The 15,182-nt window shown below is 67.6% G+C and carries 9 protein-coding genes and 1 pseudogene; 2 read left to right on the top strand and 8 right to left on the bottom strand.

Translation table 11 applies throughout. The features are described from left to right. The first annotated feature begins 177 nt into the window (after nt 1-177). Nucleotides 178-1,731, top strand: coding sequence for an ATP-binding protein (locus tag WME79_RS01490; RefSeq protein WP_437531195.1), 1,554 nt, complete (start codon nt 178-180; stop codon nt 1,729-1,731). A gap of 62 nt (nt 1,732-1,793) precedes the next feature. Here WME79_RS01490 and WME79_RS01485 read toward each other — a convergent pair whose 3' ends face one another. The 8 genes and pseudogenes from WME79_RS01485 to WME79_RS01450 form a co-directional block, all read right to left on the bottom strand. Continuing rightward, nucleotides 1,794-2,141 carry a hypothetical protein gene (locus WME79_RS01485; RefSeq protein WP_437531194.1) on the bottom strand — a complete coding sequence of 116 codons (348 nt, stop codon included), beginning with the start codon at nt 2,139-2,141 and terminating at the stop codon, nt 1,794-1,796. Further along, nucleotides 2,141-2,734, bottom strand: coding sequence for an SMI1/KNR4 family protein (locus WME79_RS01480; RefSeq protein WP_437539735.1), 594 nt, complete (start codon nt 2,732-2,734; stop codon nt 2,141-2,143). The genes WME79_RS01485 and WME79_RS01480 overlap by 1 nt, the downstream gene beginning before the upstream one ends. Before the next feature lie 239 nt (nt 2,735-2,973). After that, on the bottom strand, nt 2,974-4,035 hold the full coding sequence (locus WME79_RS01475; protein ID WP_437531193.1) for an RHS repeat-associated core domain-containing protein: 1,062 nt from the start codon (nt 4,033-4,035) through the stop codon (nt 2,974-2,976). A gap of 13 nt (nt 4,036-4,048) precedes the next feature. After that, a complete protein-coding gene (locus tag WME79_RS01470; RefSeq protein ID WP_437531192.1) occupies nt 4,049-4,636 on the bottom strand; it encodes a DUF416 family protein in 588 nt (195 codons plus the stop codon). A gap of 29 nt (nt 4,637-4,665) precedes the next feature. Next, complete coding sequence (locus WME79_RS01465) at nt 4,666-10,560, bottom strand: RHS repeat-associated core domain-containing protein (protein ID WP_437531191.1); 5,895 nt, start codon at nt 10,558-10,560, stop codon at nt 4,666-4,668. Nucleotides 10,561-10,993: 433 nt separating this feature from the next. Next, nucleotides 10,994-12,097 (bottom strand): annotated as a pseudogene (locus tag WME79_RS01460) (recombinase family protein); the annotation flags it as partial. 313 nt (nt 12,098-12,410) lie between these two features. Continuing rightward, nucleotides 12,411-13,250, bottom strand: coding sequence for a SpvB/TcaC N-terminal domain-containing protein (locus WME79_RS01455; protein WP_437531190.1), 840 nt, complete (start codon nt 13,248-13,250; stop codon nt 12,411-12,413). A gap of 352 nt (nt 13,251-13,602) precedes the next feature. Next, nucleotides 13,603-14,013: an RNA polymerase sigma factor gene (locus WME79_RS01450; RefSeq protein WP_437531189.1), complete on the bottom strand. Its 411-nt coding sequence runs from the start codon at nt 14,011-14,013 to the stop codon at nt 13,603-13,605. Nucleotides 14,014-14,227: 214 nt separating this feature from the next. Between WME79_RS01450 and WME79_RS01445 the strand changes: the two genes are divergently transcribed. Next, nucleotides 14,228-14,920, top strand: coding sequence for a DNA-binding protein (locus tag WME79_RS01445; protein ID WP_437531188.1), 693 nt, complete (start codon nt 14,228-14,230; stop codon nt 14,918-14,920). The last annotated feature ends 262 nt before the right edge of the window (nt 14,921-15,182 follow it).

Below are 15,182 nucleotides of genomic sequence, written 5' to 3'. Positions count from 1 at the left end.
CGGGGCCTTACGCGCCGGCGGGTCGAGGGCGCAGACATCGGGCCCGGTGGCCGAGGGCGGAGATGTCGGGCCCGGTGGCCGAGGGCAGAGGCGTCGGGCCCGGTGACGGTCACTTACGCGCCAATCAGGGGGTGTCCTCACGTGACATCTGCGCCGGCGAGCGCTCGCTTTGTATCGATGGATGACGCCGGCCCGCTAGCAAAGACCTCCGCTGCCTCCCGGCTCCGCAGCTGCAAGCGCGACGTGCTCGATCGCTGGACGCGCCGGGTGCTCGACGATCCCAGGGCGCCGACGCCGCGGCGGGGCGAGCGTCCGGTGCTCGTCGACGCGGCGCCGGCGCTGCTCGAGCACCTCATCGAGGCGCTCGCGGCGAGCCGGCTCTCCGGCGAGGACACGGCGCTCCGCGGCGCGTACGAGCGGGTCGAGGACCACGCGCGCCGCTGCGTCACGCGGGGCCGCTGCATCGAGGCGGCGCTGCGGGAGCTATCGCACCTCCGGGCTGCGCTGATCGAGGAGTGCGTCGCCCAGGACATCGCGCTCGGGGCCGGGGAAGCGCAGGTCCTCCACGCGGTGGTGGACGCGAGCATGTGGACGAGCGCCCTCGAGATCGAGCGGGCGACGCGCGCCGCGCTCGAGGACAGCGGCGCGCGCCTGCGGCTCGCGACGCAGGCCGGCGGCGTTGGCGTCTGGGATTACGACACGGTGACCGGCAAGCTGCGCTGGGACGACCGCTGCCGGGAGGTGTGCGGGCTGGAGCCGGCGTCAGACGTCGATTACGAGCTCTTCCTTTCGGCGATCCACCCGGACGATCGCGCGCGCGTGCAGGAGGCCGTGCGGCGCTCGCAGGCCCCGGAGAGCGGCGGCGAGTACAACATCGAGTACCGCCTCGTGGGGATCCGCGACGGGATCGAGCGCTGGGTCTGCGTGCAGGGGCGCACCTTCTTCGACGCGACCGGGCGCAGCGTCCGGATGGTCGGCACGGCGATCGACATCTCCGATCGCAAGCGTGCGGAGGCTGCGCGGCTGGACGATCTCGCGTTTCGCGATCGATTCCTGGCCGCGCTCAGCCATTACCTGCGCACGCCGCTCACGGCGGTCACGCTGGCGTCGAGCACGCTGATGCGCCACGGCAACCTGACGCCGCGCCAGGCGACGAGCGTCGAGGGGATCGCGGCGAGCGCGCGCCGCATGGCGCGGACGATCGACGACCTGCTCGACCTGACCCGGAGCTGCTTCGGCGACAGCATCCCGATCGCGCGGAGGCCGGGGAACCTCCATGTCCTCTGCAAGGGGGCGATCGACGAGCTCCGGGCGACGCACGCGGGGGTGCCGATCCGGCTCGATCTGCGGGGGAGCGGCGCGGGGCTGTGGGATCCCGAGCGGATCGCCCAGATGGTGACGAACCTCGTGCAGAACGCGGTCGACCACGCGGAGGCCGGGAGCGCGGTGCGGGTGGCGATCCGGCCGCGCGGGGGAGACGTGCTGATCGAGGTGCACAACAAGGGCCCGGAGATCGCGCCGGAGCGGCTGGCTACGCTGTTCGAGCCGTGGCAGCAGGCGTCGCCCGCGGAGGGGCGAGCGAGCGCGGGGCGCGGGCTCGGGCTCGGGCTGTTCATCGCGCATCAGATTGCGCGGGCGCACGGCGGGGTGATCGAGGTGGCGAGCCAGGCGGAGCGGGGGACGACGTTCACGGCGCGGCTGCCGCGGAGGGGGGCGGAGGCGAGGGGCTGAGGAGCGGCAGCCGTGTCGCTCGAGCATCAGCCTTTCGAGCTCTGGAAATAAGACCTCCCCCGTCAACCCGCCGAGCGTGAGGGCGATTCCCCCACGATCGGTCCGATAGCCAGGCCTATCCTGGCTTCCGGTATCTCATGGGTGCTCGACGCCACCTCAGTGACCCGCTCGTACAGATCGCCGAAGTAGATCGTCTCCTTTTCCCGGGTGGTCTTCCGGATCCGCTGTTGGTCGCCGTCGTAGTCGAACGTAATGCAGCTCGCGCCCTGCGTGATCTGCTCCGGCAGATCGAATGGGGTGTAGCGCACCGTCATGCCACCCGGGCACGCGATCTGCGCGATCTGATTGCCGACGGCGTCGGCTGATGGACCGCTGCATGTGAGCCCGATCCGACCGGACAGGCAATGCATCAGTCGAATTTGACGCGCTTGTATGGGGCGCCAATGGGTCCGGCCGGTGTCTTTACCAGCATTGGCTGCTTTGTGAATGGATTGGTTATCGTGCGTTCGTGAAATGTGAACATCTTCCCAAACAATTTTTCACCTCTGAGCCAATCGATCAACCACGTATGGAAGCTCCAGGGTGTCTCAGTGAGGCCGCTTTCGTCCAATGTGAGCACGGCACCTGTCTCCTCGTCGATGCAAGACCAAATGGAGTCGCCCCAGTCGCACAAAGCGAGTACCCTTTCTGGTAATCCGGCGCTCTCCGGGCCGTTCCACAGAACGTGCCGAAGCTCCACGATAGACCGACCATTGTCATCCAAACGTCCGCCGGGAAGACCAATGAGACCATCACCAGGACCGAAGCCACCGTTACCGACGTCCATCAGCAACCGCCTGTGGAGTGGATGCAGCGGGAAGCCCAGCACGGACTCAGCCTGGGCCACGGCGTATGGCGCTGCTGGGGGCGCTAGCTCAGGACAGTCCCGGTCCGCGTAGTCCGTGCGCGTCCTCACGTCCTTGGCGCGCTGCTTTAAGGCGTGGATAAGCCCGTCTTGGCTCATCGAGATGTCGACCTCAGAACTCATAGGTATACTTTCCGACTGTAGCGCCTAATCCACGGAGAAAGTCGGCGCACCCTCCCGGACCACTGCAGATGATGGTGGACGTGGCTCCCCTCGTCGGGGTCAAGCCCAGCTCTCCGGCACCAGCAATCGCCGTCTTCTCAGCGTGAAAGCCCGGCATCGGGGGCGCGGGGACCAGCCCCAGCCTATGGGCCTCGGCAATCTGAGCGGCTGACAGATCACTTGCGCCGCCTGCGACGAGTGTTGGCCCTTCTGCGGTTTCTAGGACAGTGACCGTCCAGCTGAAGTTCATCGGCGCGCGCTCGACGTTCGCGACTTGCTGCGCCAGTGCGCGTGTCGCCACTGGTCCTCGAACGACTCCAGCCGCCGCCGAGCCCTCCGCCGCCGCGCCCAGCCCTCTGCCCGCACCGAACACCGTCGCCGCGCCGCGCCGCGCCGAGGAGAATCGTCTTCACCCCCGCCGCGCCCGCCGCCCGATAGTCGCTCCGGTCGATAGCAAGGGCCGTGTCGGCGCCGTTGCGCCCAATCTCGTAGAGCGGGTTGACTGCATTGAGCGCGCCGGCGAGGCCGTCTTCCTCATAGCCCTCCCACATCGCGCTGCCGAACTCGTAGCCGCTGTACATCCCGAGCGTCAGCGCATTCAGCACGAGCATCCGCGCGATCCCTGCTCCGAGGTCGCGCGTCCCCTCCGCGGCGCCCAGCAAGGTCTGGCCGACCACGGTGCCTGGGCCGCCGGCGCCCGAGTGCTCCGGCGATACGGTCACCGGCTGCGGCACGTACCCGGATGAGCTTCCGGTCGTGCCCACGTCGATAGGCGCCGTCGTGGCGCCGACCTCCACGGCCTCGCGCGGCCCTTCTTCAGGCTGGTTTGCTTTCGGCGGCGAGTAGAAGAGCTCTACGGCGTATTGTTCCGGGCGCACCACCGAGTAGACCGGCAGGATCGGCGCCTCCACCGGCTCTTCCTGGAACCCGCTCGGATCCACGTGATTGAGTGGGCTGTTGCGCACGTAGCTGTACGGATTCCAGCTCTGCCCGAAGGACGGAATCGAAACGATCGGGTCCGTCGTCAAGAACCGTCCGATCCTTGGATCGTAGATCCTGCCCTTCATGTTCACGAGCCCGAGCTCGTCGTCGCTCTCGTGCCCGGTGAACCCCTGCGTCGTCTCGCTCGGGAACGACGCAGGCGGGCGCTCCCCCCACACGGGGTTCCTGCGCTGTCCGAACGGGTCGTAGCTCCGCCGCTCGATCACGTCGCCGTCCTCGTCGGTGAGGATTGGCATGGTGCTCGTCAAATCAGTCCCGTCCCAAGAACGTGGCGGCTTCGGCTCTTGCTTGCTCTCGGATCTCTCGGACCGTCCTGGCGATTTCTCGATTGTTTGCGGCGAGCAGGGTGCGAACATCTCGCTCCTGTCGACCTAGCTCTGCTTGGATAAGTGGGTGTGAGAGCACACGCAGCTCGTTGTCCGGTGTGTTCGTGTCGATGCTCTCCTTGTTGATAACAAAATTGTCGAGCGCTTCGTACGCGACTCGTGCCGCCCACGCGGCCTCCTGCGCGTCGCCAGCTAATTTCGTGCGCAAGGCGTAGGCCACGGCCATGCCGGCGTTCTGTGCGTTCGTGGCCTCCTGCGTCCACGGTCCTTCGACGCAATTCTCCTGCGGGATCTGACTCATGATTGCCTCGATCTGGCGCTCGAGGTCAGTCGCGTTCTCTGTCGCGTTAGGGTCCGCCCATACCGTCTCCAAGGCGATCTCCATGGAGTTCGCTGGGTTTCGCTCTGTCCGCATTGCAAAGATTCGATAGGCCAGCATCTGTCGCTCGGCGCAGGCTGCTGCAAAAGCAACCCGAAACGGGACAGGCAAGCGCTCCAGGCTTGAGATCAAGCTTCTTTCGTCGAACCTTCGCATTGTTGTCACCTGGGCCATGTGGCTGCTGTTGGACTTGTCAGTTTCCCGCCGCTCGATTCGATCGACGCTGCACACTGCGGACAAATCGCACGTGTGACGGCCAGCGCCTGTGGTGTCATGCCCGCTTGCTGTGCATGGGTAAGCGCGGTTATTTCGGCGTGGGAGTTGGGCAAGCTCGCACCGATTTCCCCTGGAACGAGCAACGCACGTTGTGCAGGGGTGAGGTCCGTTCCGCCTCCGGCAATGATTCGGCCACCGGTCGTATCGAGCGCCGCTGTCGTTCGCATCCGTTGAGCGACCGGATGCAGCGCGCCGTGGATCTGCTGTACCCTCACTGCTAGCGGTGTCGCGGTTGCGGCTCCCGCCGCTGCCGCCTCCTCCGCCGCCCCGAGCCCCCTTCCCATCCCGAAGACGGTGGCCGCGGCGAGGACCATCGTCTTGGTCCCCGCCGCGCCCGCTGTCCGATAGTCATCCCGATCGATGGCGAGGGCCGTGTCCGCCGCGCCGCGGCCGATGTGGTAGAGCGGGTTCACGGCATTGAGCGCGCCGACGAGGCCGTCTTCCTCATAGCCCTCCCACATCGCGCTGCCGAACTCGTAGCCGCTGTACATCCCGAGCGTCAGCGCATTCAGCACGAGCATCCGCCCGATCCCTGCTCCGAGGTCGCGCGTCCCCTCCGCAGCGCCCAGCAAGGTCTGGCCGACGACGGTGGCTGGGCCGCCGACGCCCGAGTGCTCCGGCGATACGGTCACCGGCTGCGGCACGTACCCGGATGAGCTTCCGGTCGTGCCCACGTCGATAGGCGCCGTCGTGGCGCCGACCTCCACGGCCTCGCGCGGCCCTTCTTCAGGCTGGTTTGCTTTCGGCGGCGAGTAGAAGAGCTCTACGGCGTATTGTTCCGGGCGCACCACCGAGTAGACCGGCAGGATCGGCGCCTCCACCGGCTCTTCCTGGAACCCGCTCGGATCCACGTGATTGAGCGGGCTGTTGCGCACGTAGCTGTACGGATTCCAGCTCTGCCCGAAGGACGGAATCGAAACGATCGGGTCCGTCGTCAAGAACCGTCCGATCCTTGGATCGTAGATCCTGCCCTTCATGTTCACGAGCCCGAGCTCGTCGTCGCTCTCGTGCCCGGTGAACCCCTGCGTCGTCTCGCTCGGGAACGACGCCGGCGGGCGCTCCCCCCACACGGGGTTCCTGCGCTGCCCGAACGGGTCATAGCTCCGCCGCTCGATCACGTCGCCGTCCTCATCGGTGAGCGCGTCGATCGAGCCGAGGTGATCGACATGCACGTAGCGCGTGCCGTCGTCCGAGCCTCCCCGGGTCGCGATCGCTACCACGCGCTCCGGCGAGTGGACGTGGTACCGGTGCTCCACGGCGCCCGACGCCGCCTCGATGACCCGTTCGTACAGATCGCCGAAGTAGAGCGTCTCCTTTTCCGGCGTGGTCTTGCGGATCCGCTGCTGGTCGCCGTCGTAGCCGAACGTGATGGTGCTCGCGCCCTGCGTGATCTGCTCCGGCAGGTCGAACGGCGTATAGCGCACCGCCGTGCCGCCAGACCGCGCGGTCTGATTGCCGACAGCGTCATGCGCGTAGCTGTCGGTGCCCGCGCCGGTGACCGCGTGCGGGTGCAGCGGGTCGTCATACGAGAGGTCACCGACATCCGACTTGAAGGTGAGATTGCCGTTCGGATGGTGGCGGTAGCTCAGGGCGCAGGGCGCCGTCGCGCTGTCGAGATCGCCGAAGTACGCGCAGGTCAGCCGTTGGATCGGATCATACCGGAAGCGCTCCGTCGTGTTCTCTGGCTGGAGCGCGTCAGTGCGACGCGTGAGATTCAGGAGATCGTCGAACCCATAGTCCAGGTCTTGCACCTCCCCCGCGCCGCTCTGCGTCGCCATGTGCCTCAGGCGCTGCTTGTCCGCGAAGTAGCTCCGCTCCGTGACAGCGCCGTTGCCGAACACCTCCTCCCGGAAGCGCCCCGCATCGTCCACGTCCGCCAAGCGCCAGTAGGCGAGGTTCGTTCCGCTGTCGCGCACGGCGATCACGTGGCCGTGCGCGTCGTGGCCGTGGGCGACGACGAACGGCGTCGCGCCGGCCGGCGCCGGGTAGGCGACCGTCTCGACGCGGCCGAGCTCGTCGTAGCCCAGCCTGGCCTCCAGGGGAGAGCGCTCGCCGTCGATGCGGAGCGCGATCGTGTCGAGCTGGCCAAGGCCCGTGTACCCGTACGTCTTGTCCCCGTCCGGGCTCGCGAGTGTATGGAGCTTGCCGACGCCATGCGCCGCGGTGTCCCAGGTCCACGTGGTCGTCCGGCTCTCGGCGCCGTCCTGGTCCACGCGCGAGCGGGGTCGACCGAGCGCGTCGTACGCCCACGTGGTCTCTCGCCCGAGTGCATCGCTCTGCGAGATCTGCTCGCCGAAACCATCATGCACCGAGACCGTCGTGCCCCGATCGGGATCGTCGAGCTGCCGGACACGGCCGAACGCGTCGCGCGTCGTGCGCGTCACTGCCTCGCCCGGATCGGTGACCGTGTGCAGCAGTCCGAAGGGGCCGTACGCGTAACGGGTGATCCCGTCGGCCGCGTCGGTGATGGTCTTGATGCGCCCCAGCGTGTCCTGCTCGGTCACGGTCACATGGTCGAGCGGGTCGGTGACGCGCACCTGCAGGCCATCGTACTCCGTCGTCGTGGTCGCGTTCCAGGGCGTCGTATGGCGCACCTCGCGGCCCACGGCATCGTACTCGTAGCGATCGTACAGGATCGCGCTCTCGGGCGTGTCCTCCCTGACCGGCACCGAGCGCCGCGCGATGTGCTCGCCCAGCGCGTCGTACCCGATCTCCTGCATGATGCGCTTCGCACCGCCCGAGCCCTCCGACGGCTCCGGTTCGGGCCCGTATCCCAGCCATCGGATCGGGCGGCCGAGGCTGTCGAACTCCACCGTATCGTCGGCCCCGCCGGTCGTGATGCTCTGCTGCCTCACCCGCCACGCATCCTGCTCCGGGCCACCATCCTTGCTGCGAGCGAGGGAGACGGTCGTCGTCGTGCCGTCCGGGCGCCTCTCGACGCCGAGTCGCCCGAAGCCGTCGTGTGCCCACGTCGTCACGAGCTGATTCGGATCGACCCGCTTGAGGAGCACGCCGAGCGCGTCGTCGAACTCCACGAGCGTGGCGTGCCCGGCCGCGTTCACGTACTTCTCGGGGAACATGCTCTCCTCGTCGAAGTCCGTGCTGGATGTCCGCTTGTGCCCGAAGGCATCCTCCGCCGTGACGCCGGTGATGTTCCCGAAGTCATCGCGCTCATAGGTGAGCTTCAGCTTCGTGTCCGGCAGGCCATCGTCGCTCTCGGTGGACTCGGTCTCGACCTCCCCGTAGATCGTGGTCGTTCGCGTGAGGGTCCGGCACTGCGACATCCCCGCCGCGGCGCTGCACTCCTTCTGCGTCTCGAGCTGGCCGAGGACCCAGCGCTCGGTGTCGTTCTTGAACGTCCGCGTGACCTCGAGCGTCAGGTCGACGCCCTCCGTCGAGACCTCCTCGGCGCGCACGTTGCCAAACGTGTCGAAGTCCGTCACCTTCGATACCGAGTCGCGCAGCAGCGTCGCGCCGTCGCCGCCGCCCTCGATCTCCCGCACGTACGCCTCGACGGAGGGCGTCGCGCCGCCCGGTGGCGGATAGACCCCTTGCGCTTGCCTCACCCGGCGCTCGGTGGGCAGCGTGAAATACGTGGCGCCGTTGTTGGTCGGCACGAGCGTCCGCGTCACGTCGCTGAACGAGAGCTCGATCTGCTCCGATCTGGGCTGGCTCGCGAGCCCCGGAGCCCCGCGCAGCGTCCGCTGGACGCTCCCCGCGAAGGGAAAGACCTGGAGCTCGTCGTTGAAGGTGACGTGGTCGTAGACATCGATCGTCACGGCACCCGTATCCAGGTCGGTGACGATCCGCTCGCCGAACCCGAGAAATCCGCGGCCCAGCCGGTGGTAGCGTCCGTCGCGATACCCGACCTCGAAGCGCCTCGCTCGATCCGCGCCGTTGTTGAGCGCGTACGCGCTGACCACCCGGCGAGGGCCCACGACGCAGCGCCGCGGATAGCCGCAGTCGTCCGCCGCGCCGGAACGCGCGACGTAGAGCGCGCTCCTCCGGTCCGGATCCTCCTCCGCGCCTCCGCTCTTGACCGGCGCATCGGTCAGGTGGCCGTACGAGATGCTCACGTTGGGCACGAAGCCCGGCTCGGTCGGCTCGTGCGCGTTCATCCCGTCAGAGACTGCGACCAGGAGATCCTGGTCGGCCGAGAGGTTCTGGAAGACGTTGAACACGCCGCCGAGCGCCAGGATCACGTCCTGGGCCCCGTCCCCGTTGAGATCGCCGGTGCGCGGCCCGCGCGGATCGGCGAGCGTGATCGCGTCACCGAGCTTGGCCTCGAAAGGAACCCCTGCGTCGACGAGCTTGAACGGCGGCCCCGCCAGGTCGCCCGTCGCTTGCAGGACGGCCCAGGAGGGGAGGACATTGGAGCCACTCAGCAGCATGCCTGGTGGGACGGGCATGAGGAGATCCTGCCGTCCATCGCCGTTGAAGTCGAGCGGCACCGCGAGGCGGAAAAGCGCGTCCTGGTCCGGGACCCCCAGCAGATCGCCGAAGCTGAACGCGTCGACGGTCCGGAACGGCGATATCACGAACGTCGACCCCGTGTTGAGGTAGGTGGTGAGCTGGCCGCTGAAGCCGGATTCGACGGCATCGGGCAGGCCGTCGCCGTTGACGTCGAGAAAGACGACGCGGCCCCCGCGCGGCACGACAGGGAGCTTGGTGTCGATGACCCCCCAGCGTCCCTCGCCCCGGCGCATGATCGCCTCGTAGCTATCTTTGATGAGGGCCGTCCCGTCACCAGACAACCTCACGGAGGGCACGATGAGATCGATCTTGCTGTCGGCGTCGATGTCGAGCGTGTGGAGCTCCATTGCGCAGGGATAGCCGGTGAGCAGCTCGATCGATTCGCCCGTGGGGTCGAACCCCGCGGGCGTCGCGCCGCGCGCGGGCCTCCAGAGGTGGACGGTCCACACGGCGGAGAGCGGGTTCGGTACCAGCTCCTCGGCGTGGTCCTGGCACTGGATCAGATCCGGCACCGAGTCGCCGTCGAGATCGGCGAGGTGCACCGAGGCGCCGGGGCGTCTCAGGCTCGGCGGCGCAGGCGTGACCCCGAGCGGGAACGGCCGGCGGATGCCCGTGTCATGGAGCGCGAAGGTCCGGTCCGGCTGGGACAGGAGCACGTGCCATGTGGTCTTGGTGTCGAAGACGTCGTGAAGAAAGACGTCCATCTGCCCGTCGTCGTTGAATTCGAGCACCGTCCCGAGCTCGGGCTGAAGAAGGGCCGGGTCGGACGGGCCATCCGGATCGGCGACGAACAGCCAATCCTCGAGGAAGGCGAGCTCCGGCGTCGCCAGAAAGGACGGCGAGGCGCGGGGCCCGAGGTTGCGCGCCACCTGCCACGCGGTGATCGGATGCGACGGAGTGCTGGGCCCCGCGACAATGTCCGGAATCACGAGATCGTCGAGGCCATCGGCGTCGATGTCGAACACCATCGGGCTCGCCTTCTCGGAGACCGGCTTGTCGATGTCCGTCGTGAGCCGCTCGAATCCGGGCTTTCCGCGGCTGTACTGAAACCGTGTCGGGGGCTTGCAGACCCCGTCGCCCGCGCACTCTTCGACCTGCGTGAGGAGCGTCCGGCTCGTCGTCGGGCTGAGCTCGTAGCGGAAACCGTAGCTCCGGACCAGCGCGTCGCCCGGACCGAGCATCTGGATCTCCTCCAGGCGAAGCGAGCGCTGGAGCGCCACGCCGCCCGAGTAGCCGGTGCGAACCGCAGCGGAGTCCTTGATGCGATGGGCGCAACTGGCTAAACCGGCCGGACAGGGGGATCGCATGCTCGATGTTGATCTGGCTGCCCGTCACCACGACGCGCTCGATCAAGAGCCGGACGATATGCTGCCGGTCCGCGAAGTCCAGCTTGTCCAGCCCGACGCGTAACGTGGCAGCGAACGCATCCAGGTCCTCCGCCAGCCGATCGAGCCGAGCCTGATCCTGGTCCTGCACCGCGAGTTCCTCGAGGCGTGCGCGCGTGGCCTGCTTGCTGGCTTCCAGCCGCTCGCGCCTCGCCTTCAGCTCCGGAGCCGTGATCGCGCCCGCCATGTATGCGTCCACGAGGCGCTCGACTTGCGCCGCGAGTTGCCTCTCTGTCTTCTCAAGGCGAGTACGATCGCGTGTCCGCTGCGCTGCCCCTTGCTGACTCGTGCGCCACGTCTCGATCTCGTGCTGAAGCATCTCGGGTTGCTGGAGCCATGCGACGACCGCCTTCCAGACCACATCATCGAGATCATCGCGCCGCACGTTGCGCGCTGGACATCGCTGAAGCCGACCTCGATCTTCAGGGGAATCGGAAGGACATACGTAGTAGTCGTACGCGGGGCGACCAGCGCGGGGCGCCTGATGAATGCAGGTCATCCTTCGGCCGCATTCGCCGCAGACAACGAGCGTTCGAAGCAGGTACTCCCATTGTACGTTCCGTGTTGACGTGAGCTTGTTCTTCGCCAGCGCACGCCTCACCTGCTGCTGGGTCTTTTCTTCGATGAGCGGCGGGATCGGCACGATGACCCACTGGTCTTCGGGACGCCTACGCACGGAGCTCTTCTGGCGCTTGCGATAACTTCCGAGCTTCTTCGGTCGCTTGGGCTCGCAGGACTCCCATTTTCCGTAGCCAGCTTGCCCGATGTAGCAGGGGTTGGTCAGCACATTGTAAATGCCGCTCCAAGTCCAGAACTCTGCCTTGCGAGGAGCCACGCCATTCTTGTTCAAACGCCTCGCGATCGCGCGTGTACTCAACCCTTCTTCGATCACCCAGCGGAACATGTCCCGCACGTGCTGCGCCTCAACTTCGTTGATCACCACGATCGGAGGCACGTCTCGATCGCGCTCGAGGATCGCGTAGCCGTAGGGCGGGTTGCCGTGAAAAGGCAGCATCTGCCCGGTGCGCAGCTTGTGCAGCCGGCCGCGTCGGGTGCGTTCGAGGATCTTGGCGCGCTCGTACTCCGCGATCACCCCTTGCATCTGCGCGAGCAGTCGATCCTCGGCGCGCTCGCCCAGCGGGTGCTCCACAAAGTGCACAGCGACGCCATGTCGGTTCAGCTCCTCGATCAGTACGTGCTGGTGGACGTAGTTGCGTGCAAGCCGGTCGGGGCAGTACACCAGCACCCCATCGATCAGCCCATCCGCGGCCGCATCACGAAGGGCGTCGAGACCAGGCCGATCGAGGCGCGAACCGCTGATCCCCTCATCGAGGTAGCGTCGCTCGGAGGGCACCGTCACCCCCATCGCGGCCGCTGCATGCTCCAGGGCCGCGATCTGTGAGGCGATGGTCTGCTCCTGCTCTTGATGCGACGTCGAGACGCGCGCATACAGTGCCATCCGCTCGCTCATGATCCCCCTCCCCTCCGTCGGTCTCCACGTTGCTCTGCGCGCTTGTGTATACCGCTTCCGCTTCGTTCCGTCCCAAGGGTGAGATCGCGTGGTCGATCGCGATCCGCACGGCCATGCCGAGCCGTTGGTTGCCCTCGGGCTGTGGTCGAGCGGTCCACTCGACTGTCCAGACGTGCTTGCTCACCGCGCCCGGCCCTCCCTCCAGGCGTTGCTTCATGCGGGCGAGCCAACGTTGGCAGAGGAGTGGGCCGACTGGGCGCGCGCTTGCTCAGCGGCTGAAGCTGCCGGCGGAGCACAAGCCTCAGGACAGGTTTGTCGATTGTGCCCAGAGCCTCTTGGTCCCGTACACGAAGCGCACCGCCCGGGAAGGCTCAAGCGACGTCGTGCCCTCGAAGCTCGTATAGCGGATCTCGTCCACCGCATATTCGGCGGTATGGCCGTCCTCGGCCTCTGCAAGGCAATATGCGTACGTCATGGCGTTGCCGCGGCCGTCACGCGCCTCGTTCGCGAGCCACGCGCGCGGGACGCCGCTCCGCGCGAGGGGCTTGCTGCCATCGTTGCGCCCGTACTCGACGACGCGGCCGGAGGGCAGATGGGCTTCGAAGAAGAGCGCCTCGGCGGGCGCGCCGCGTTCCGGAGGGTAGTGACCGACCACCTTGACGAAGGTATCCGGGAACGTGCGGTACTCGATGGTTCCCGGCCCCTCTCCCACGGGGACGAGGCGCTGGCCGTCGAGGCAGAGCGCGTCATCCCCGTCGTACCGCACGCCGCGGATCTCACCGTCTTGCGCGAGGCTCTTCGGACATCGCGTGATCGCGGACAGCCCGGTGATGGAGAAGCCGTTGCCGAGCACGCCGTCGCCGCCGTCGCTGCGATAGACGAGTTGGAGCCCGGGACCCATGCCCGCGCGCGAGGGCGGGGAGGCCAGGTCCATGGTGTACACAGCCTCGCCGGTGCTCGTGATGGAGAACGTCCCCGGGATGGTGCCCACGGCGACGGTCTCGACCTCCGGCGCGGGGCGAGACGTGGCAGGGCTGTGCGCGCGCTGCGTCCGGCAGGCGACGAGGCCAGGCGGCTCCGGAATCGGTTCGCCGAAGCTGCACTGGCACCCGCCCGACGCGAGCACGCAAGCCAGAAACATCCAGAGCGGGATCAACGCCCGGAGCAACCGTCGCGGAACTGACGCCATCGCAGCCTCCCCGGCGAACAGCCGTGCCACGGCGCCGCATCGCGAGTCAAGCGCTGCGCTCCTACTGAGCCGCATCATCCATGCCGAGATCGAGTCATTCGAGAAACATCTGTGCCTGCTCGGCGTTCACGCCGGGGGCTCCACGGATGCCTCTCGTCGAGGCGAGACGGGTCGTCCTGATGGAGCCACGACAGGTACCACCGGGTCGATTTCTCGGCCCATGTCGGTGCTCATCGCGTCCCGCGTCGGGTCGGTGAAGATCGCGGCCACGTGATCGCCGGCGTTCACCATTCACCGCCAGCACCTACGCCGACCTGGGTCGCGGGCGCGTTCGTCTCGACGACGGCGGAGCGGACGGGAGGCGACGCGGCGGCGGTGCGCGAGGAGGCGAGGGAGAAGAGCGGTAGCATGAGCAGGCCGGACCGGAGCGCGCGCTGCTCCTCTCGGGGCGCAGGCGCTTCACGGCGGCGCGGTAGTCTTCGCGCGCCAGGCGCAGCCGACTTGAAGCGGTGCTCTCGTTGAGCCCGAGGGAGCGAGCGATCTCGCGCACCGGGATCTCGACCATGTCGGTCATGATCAGGATGGCGCGCCGTTCGGGCGCGATCGTCGCCAGCAGGCGGATCGCGATCGCGATCCGCTGGTTCGTGACGATGCGCTGCTCGCTGCTCGGCGCGACGTCGGCGCTTTCGAAGCATGCCTCGTCTGCAAGGCCCACCGAGCAGCGCTTTCAAGAGCGAGGGGAACGTCGCTCGGGATCGCCGCCCGCTCGTTCCACGTCGTGGTTCACACAGATCCGCGTTGAGGACAGGCGAGACGGAACGCGCGGCTCAGCAGGCCGCGCAACGACGACGAGGCGAAGGCCGTATAACGAGATCCAGCGCTCCGGGCCATGTCTTGTCCCTGAGGGACAGCACGGCTAGGGACGGGGAATGCGCAAGACCGTTTCGACTCGCAGCATCGTCTCGATCGCCATCACCACCTTCGTCTTCGCGACAACGGCCTGCGGCTCTGACGAAGAGTCGCCTGCTCCGGACGAGGAGGTCGTGGTCGCCATCTCCGAAGCCCGCGGCCTGGCCGAGGGCTCCACGGCCACGGTCGACGGTGTCGTGACCGTCGCGCCCGGCACATTCAATTCGGCGACCGGCGAGCAGGGCTTCGCTCTGCAGGACAACACCGGAGGCATCTACGTGAGCCTGCCCGACGCGCTCGATCTCGACCTCGACACCCGGGTGCGTGTCACGGGGACGCTCGGGCAGACGGCCCAGCAGACGGTGCTCAACGCCAAGACAGCCGAGGTCACGACGCTCGGCGAGGCCGGAGCCGTTGGACCGAAGGACGTGACGACCGGAGAGGTCGGAGAGCCCGTCGAGGGCCTGCTGGTGCGCGTGGGCGGCCGCGTGACCAAGGCCGTGGAGGACGACCTGCCCTACGGCTTCAAGGTATACATCGACGACGGCTCGGGCGAGATCCAGGTCTTCGTGCATATCGTGGACGGTCAACCTGTCATCGACACTGCGTCGCTTGCGGTCGATCAGGACATCACGGTGACCGGCCTCGCCGCGCAATACGAGACGACCTACGAGGTCGCGCCGCGCTCGACAGGAGACCTCGCGGTGCAGTGAGCGAGCCGGCCGGCGGGCGAGGGCCACCATCCACTCGTGGCCCTCCTCCAGGTGCCGAGACCCCGTGTCCACGTCGCTCAGAGATCCGGCAGCGAGCTGAGGACGACCCTATGCCCGGCGGGTGATGCATCCGCTTCCGCCGCCGCGAGCCTCGGCCTGCGCCTCACCTTCGCCGAGCCCGTCCGCGGCCCCATCGCCCTCGGCTACGCCTCGCACTTCGGCCTCGGCGCGATGGCCCCATCGCCGTGATCCGCCTCCGCGG

The sequence above is a fragment of the Sorangium sp. So ce726 genome, from assembly GCF_051521405.1.
Classification (GTDB): domain Bacteria; phylum Myxococcota_A; class Polyangia; order Polyangiales; family Polyangiaceae; genus Sorangium.
Note: the sequence above shows the minus strand (reverse complement) of the source record. Positions and strands in the feature narration are given on the sequence as shown.

Coding starts and splice junctions, on each gene's coding strand:
- WME79_RS01490 (WP_437531195.1), top strand. CDS start 178: ATGGATGACGCCGGCCCGCTAGCAAAGACCTCCGCTGCCTCCCGGCTC.
- WME79_RS01485 (WP_437531194.1), bottom strand. CDS start 2,141: ATGCATTGCCTGTCCGGTCGGATCGGGCTCACATGCAGCGGTCCATCA.
- WME79_RS01480 (WP_437539735.1), bottom strand. CDS start 2,734: ATGAGCCAAGACGGGCTTATCCACGCCTTAAAGCAGCGCGCCAAGGAC.
- WME79_RS01475 (WP_437531193.1), bottom strand. CDS start 4,035: ATGCCAATCCTCACCGACGAGGACGGCGACGTGATCGAGCGGCGGAGC.
- WME79_RS01465 (WP_437531191.1), bottom strand. CDS start 10,560: ATGCGATCCCCCTGTCCGGCCGGTTTAGCCAGTTGCGCCCATCGCATC.
- WME79_RS01455 (WP_437531190.1), bottom strand. CDS start 13,250: ATGTTTCTGGCTTGCGTGCTCGCGTCGGGCGGGTGCCAGTGCAGCTTC.
- WME79_RS01445 (WP_437531188.1), top strand. CDS start 14,228: ATGCGCAAGACCGTTTCGACTCGCAGCATCGTCTCGATCGCCATCACC.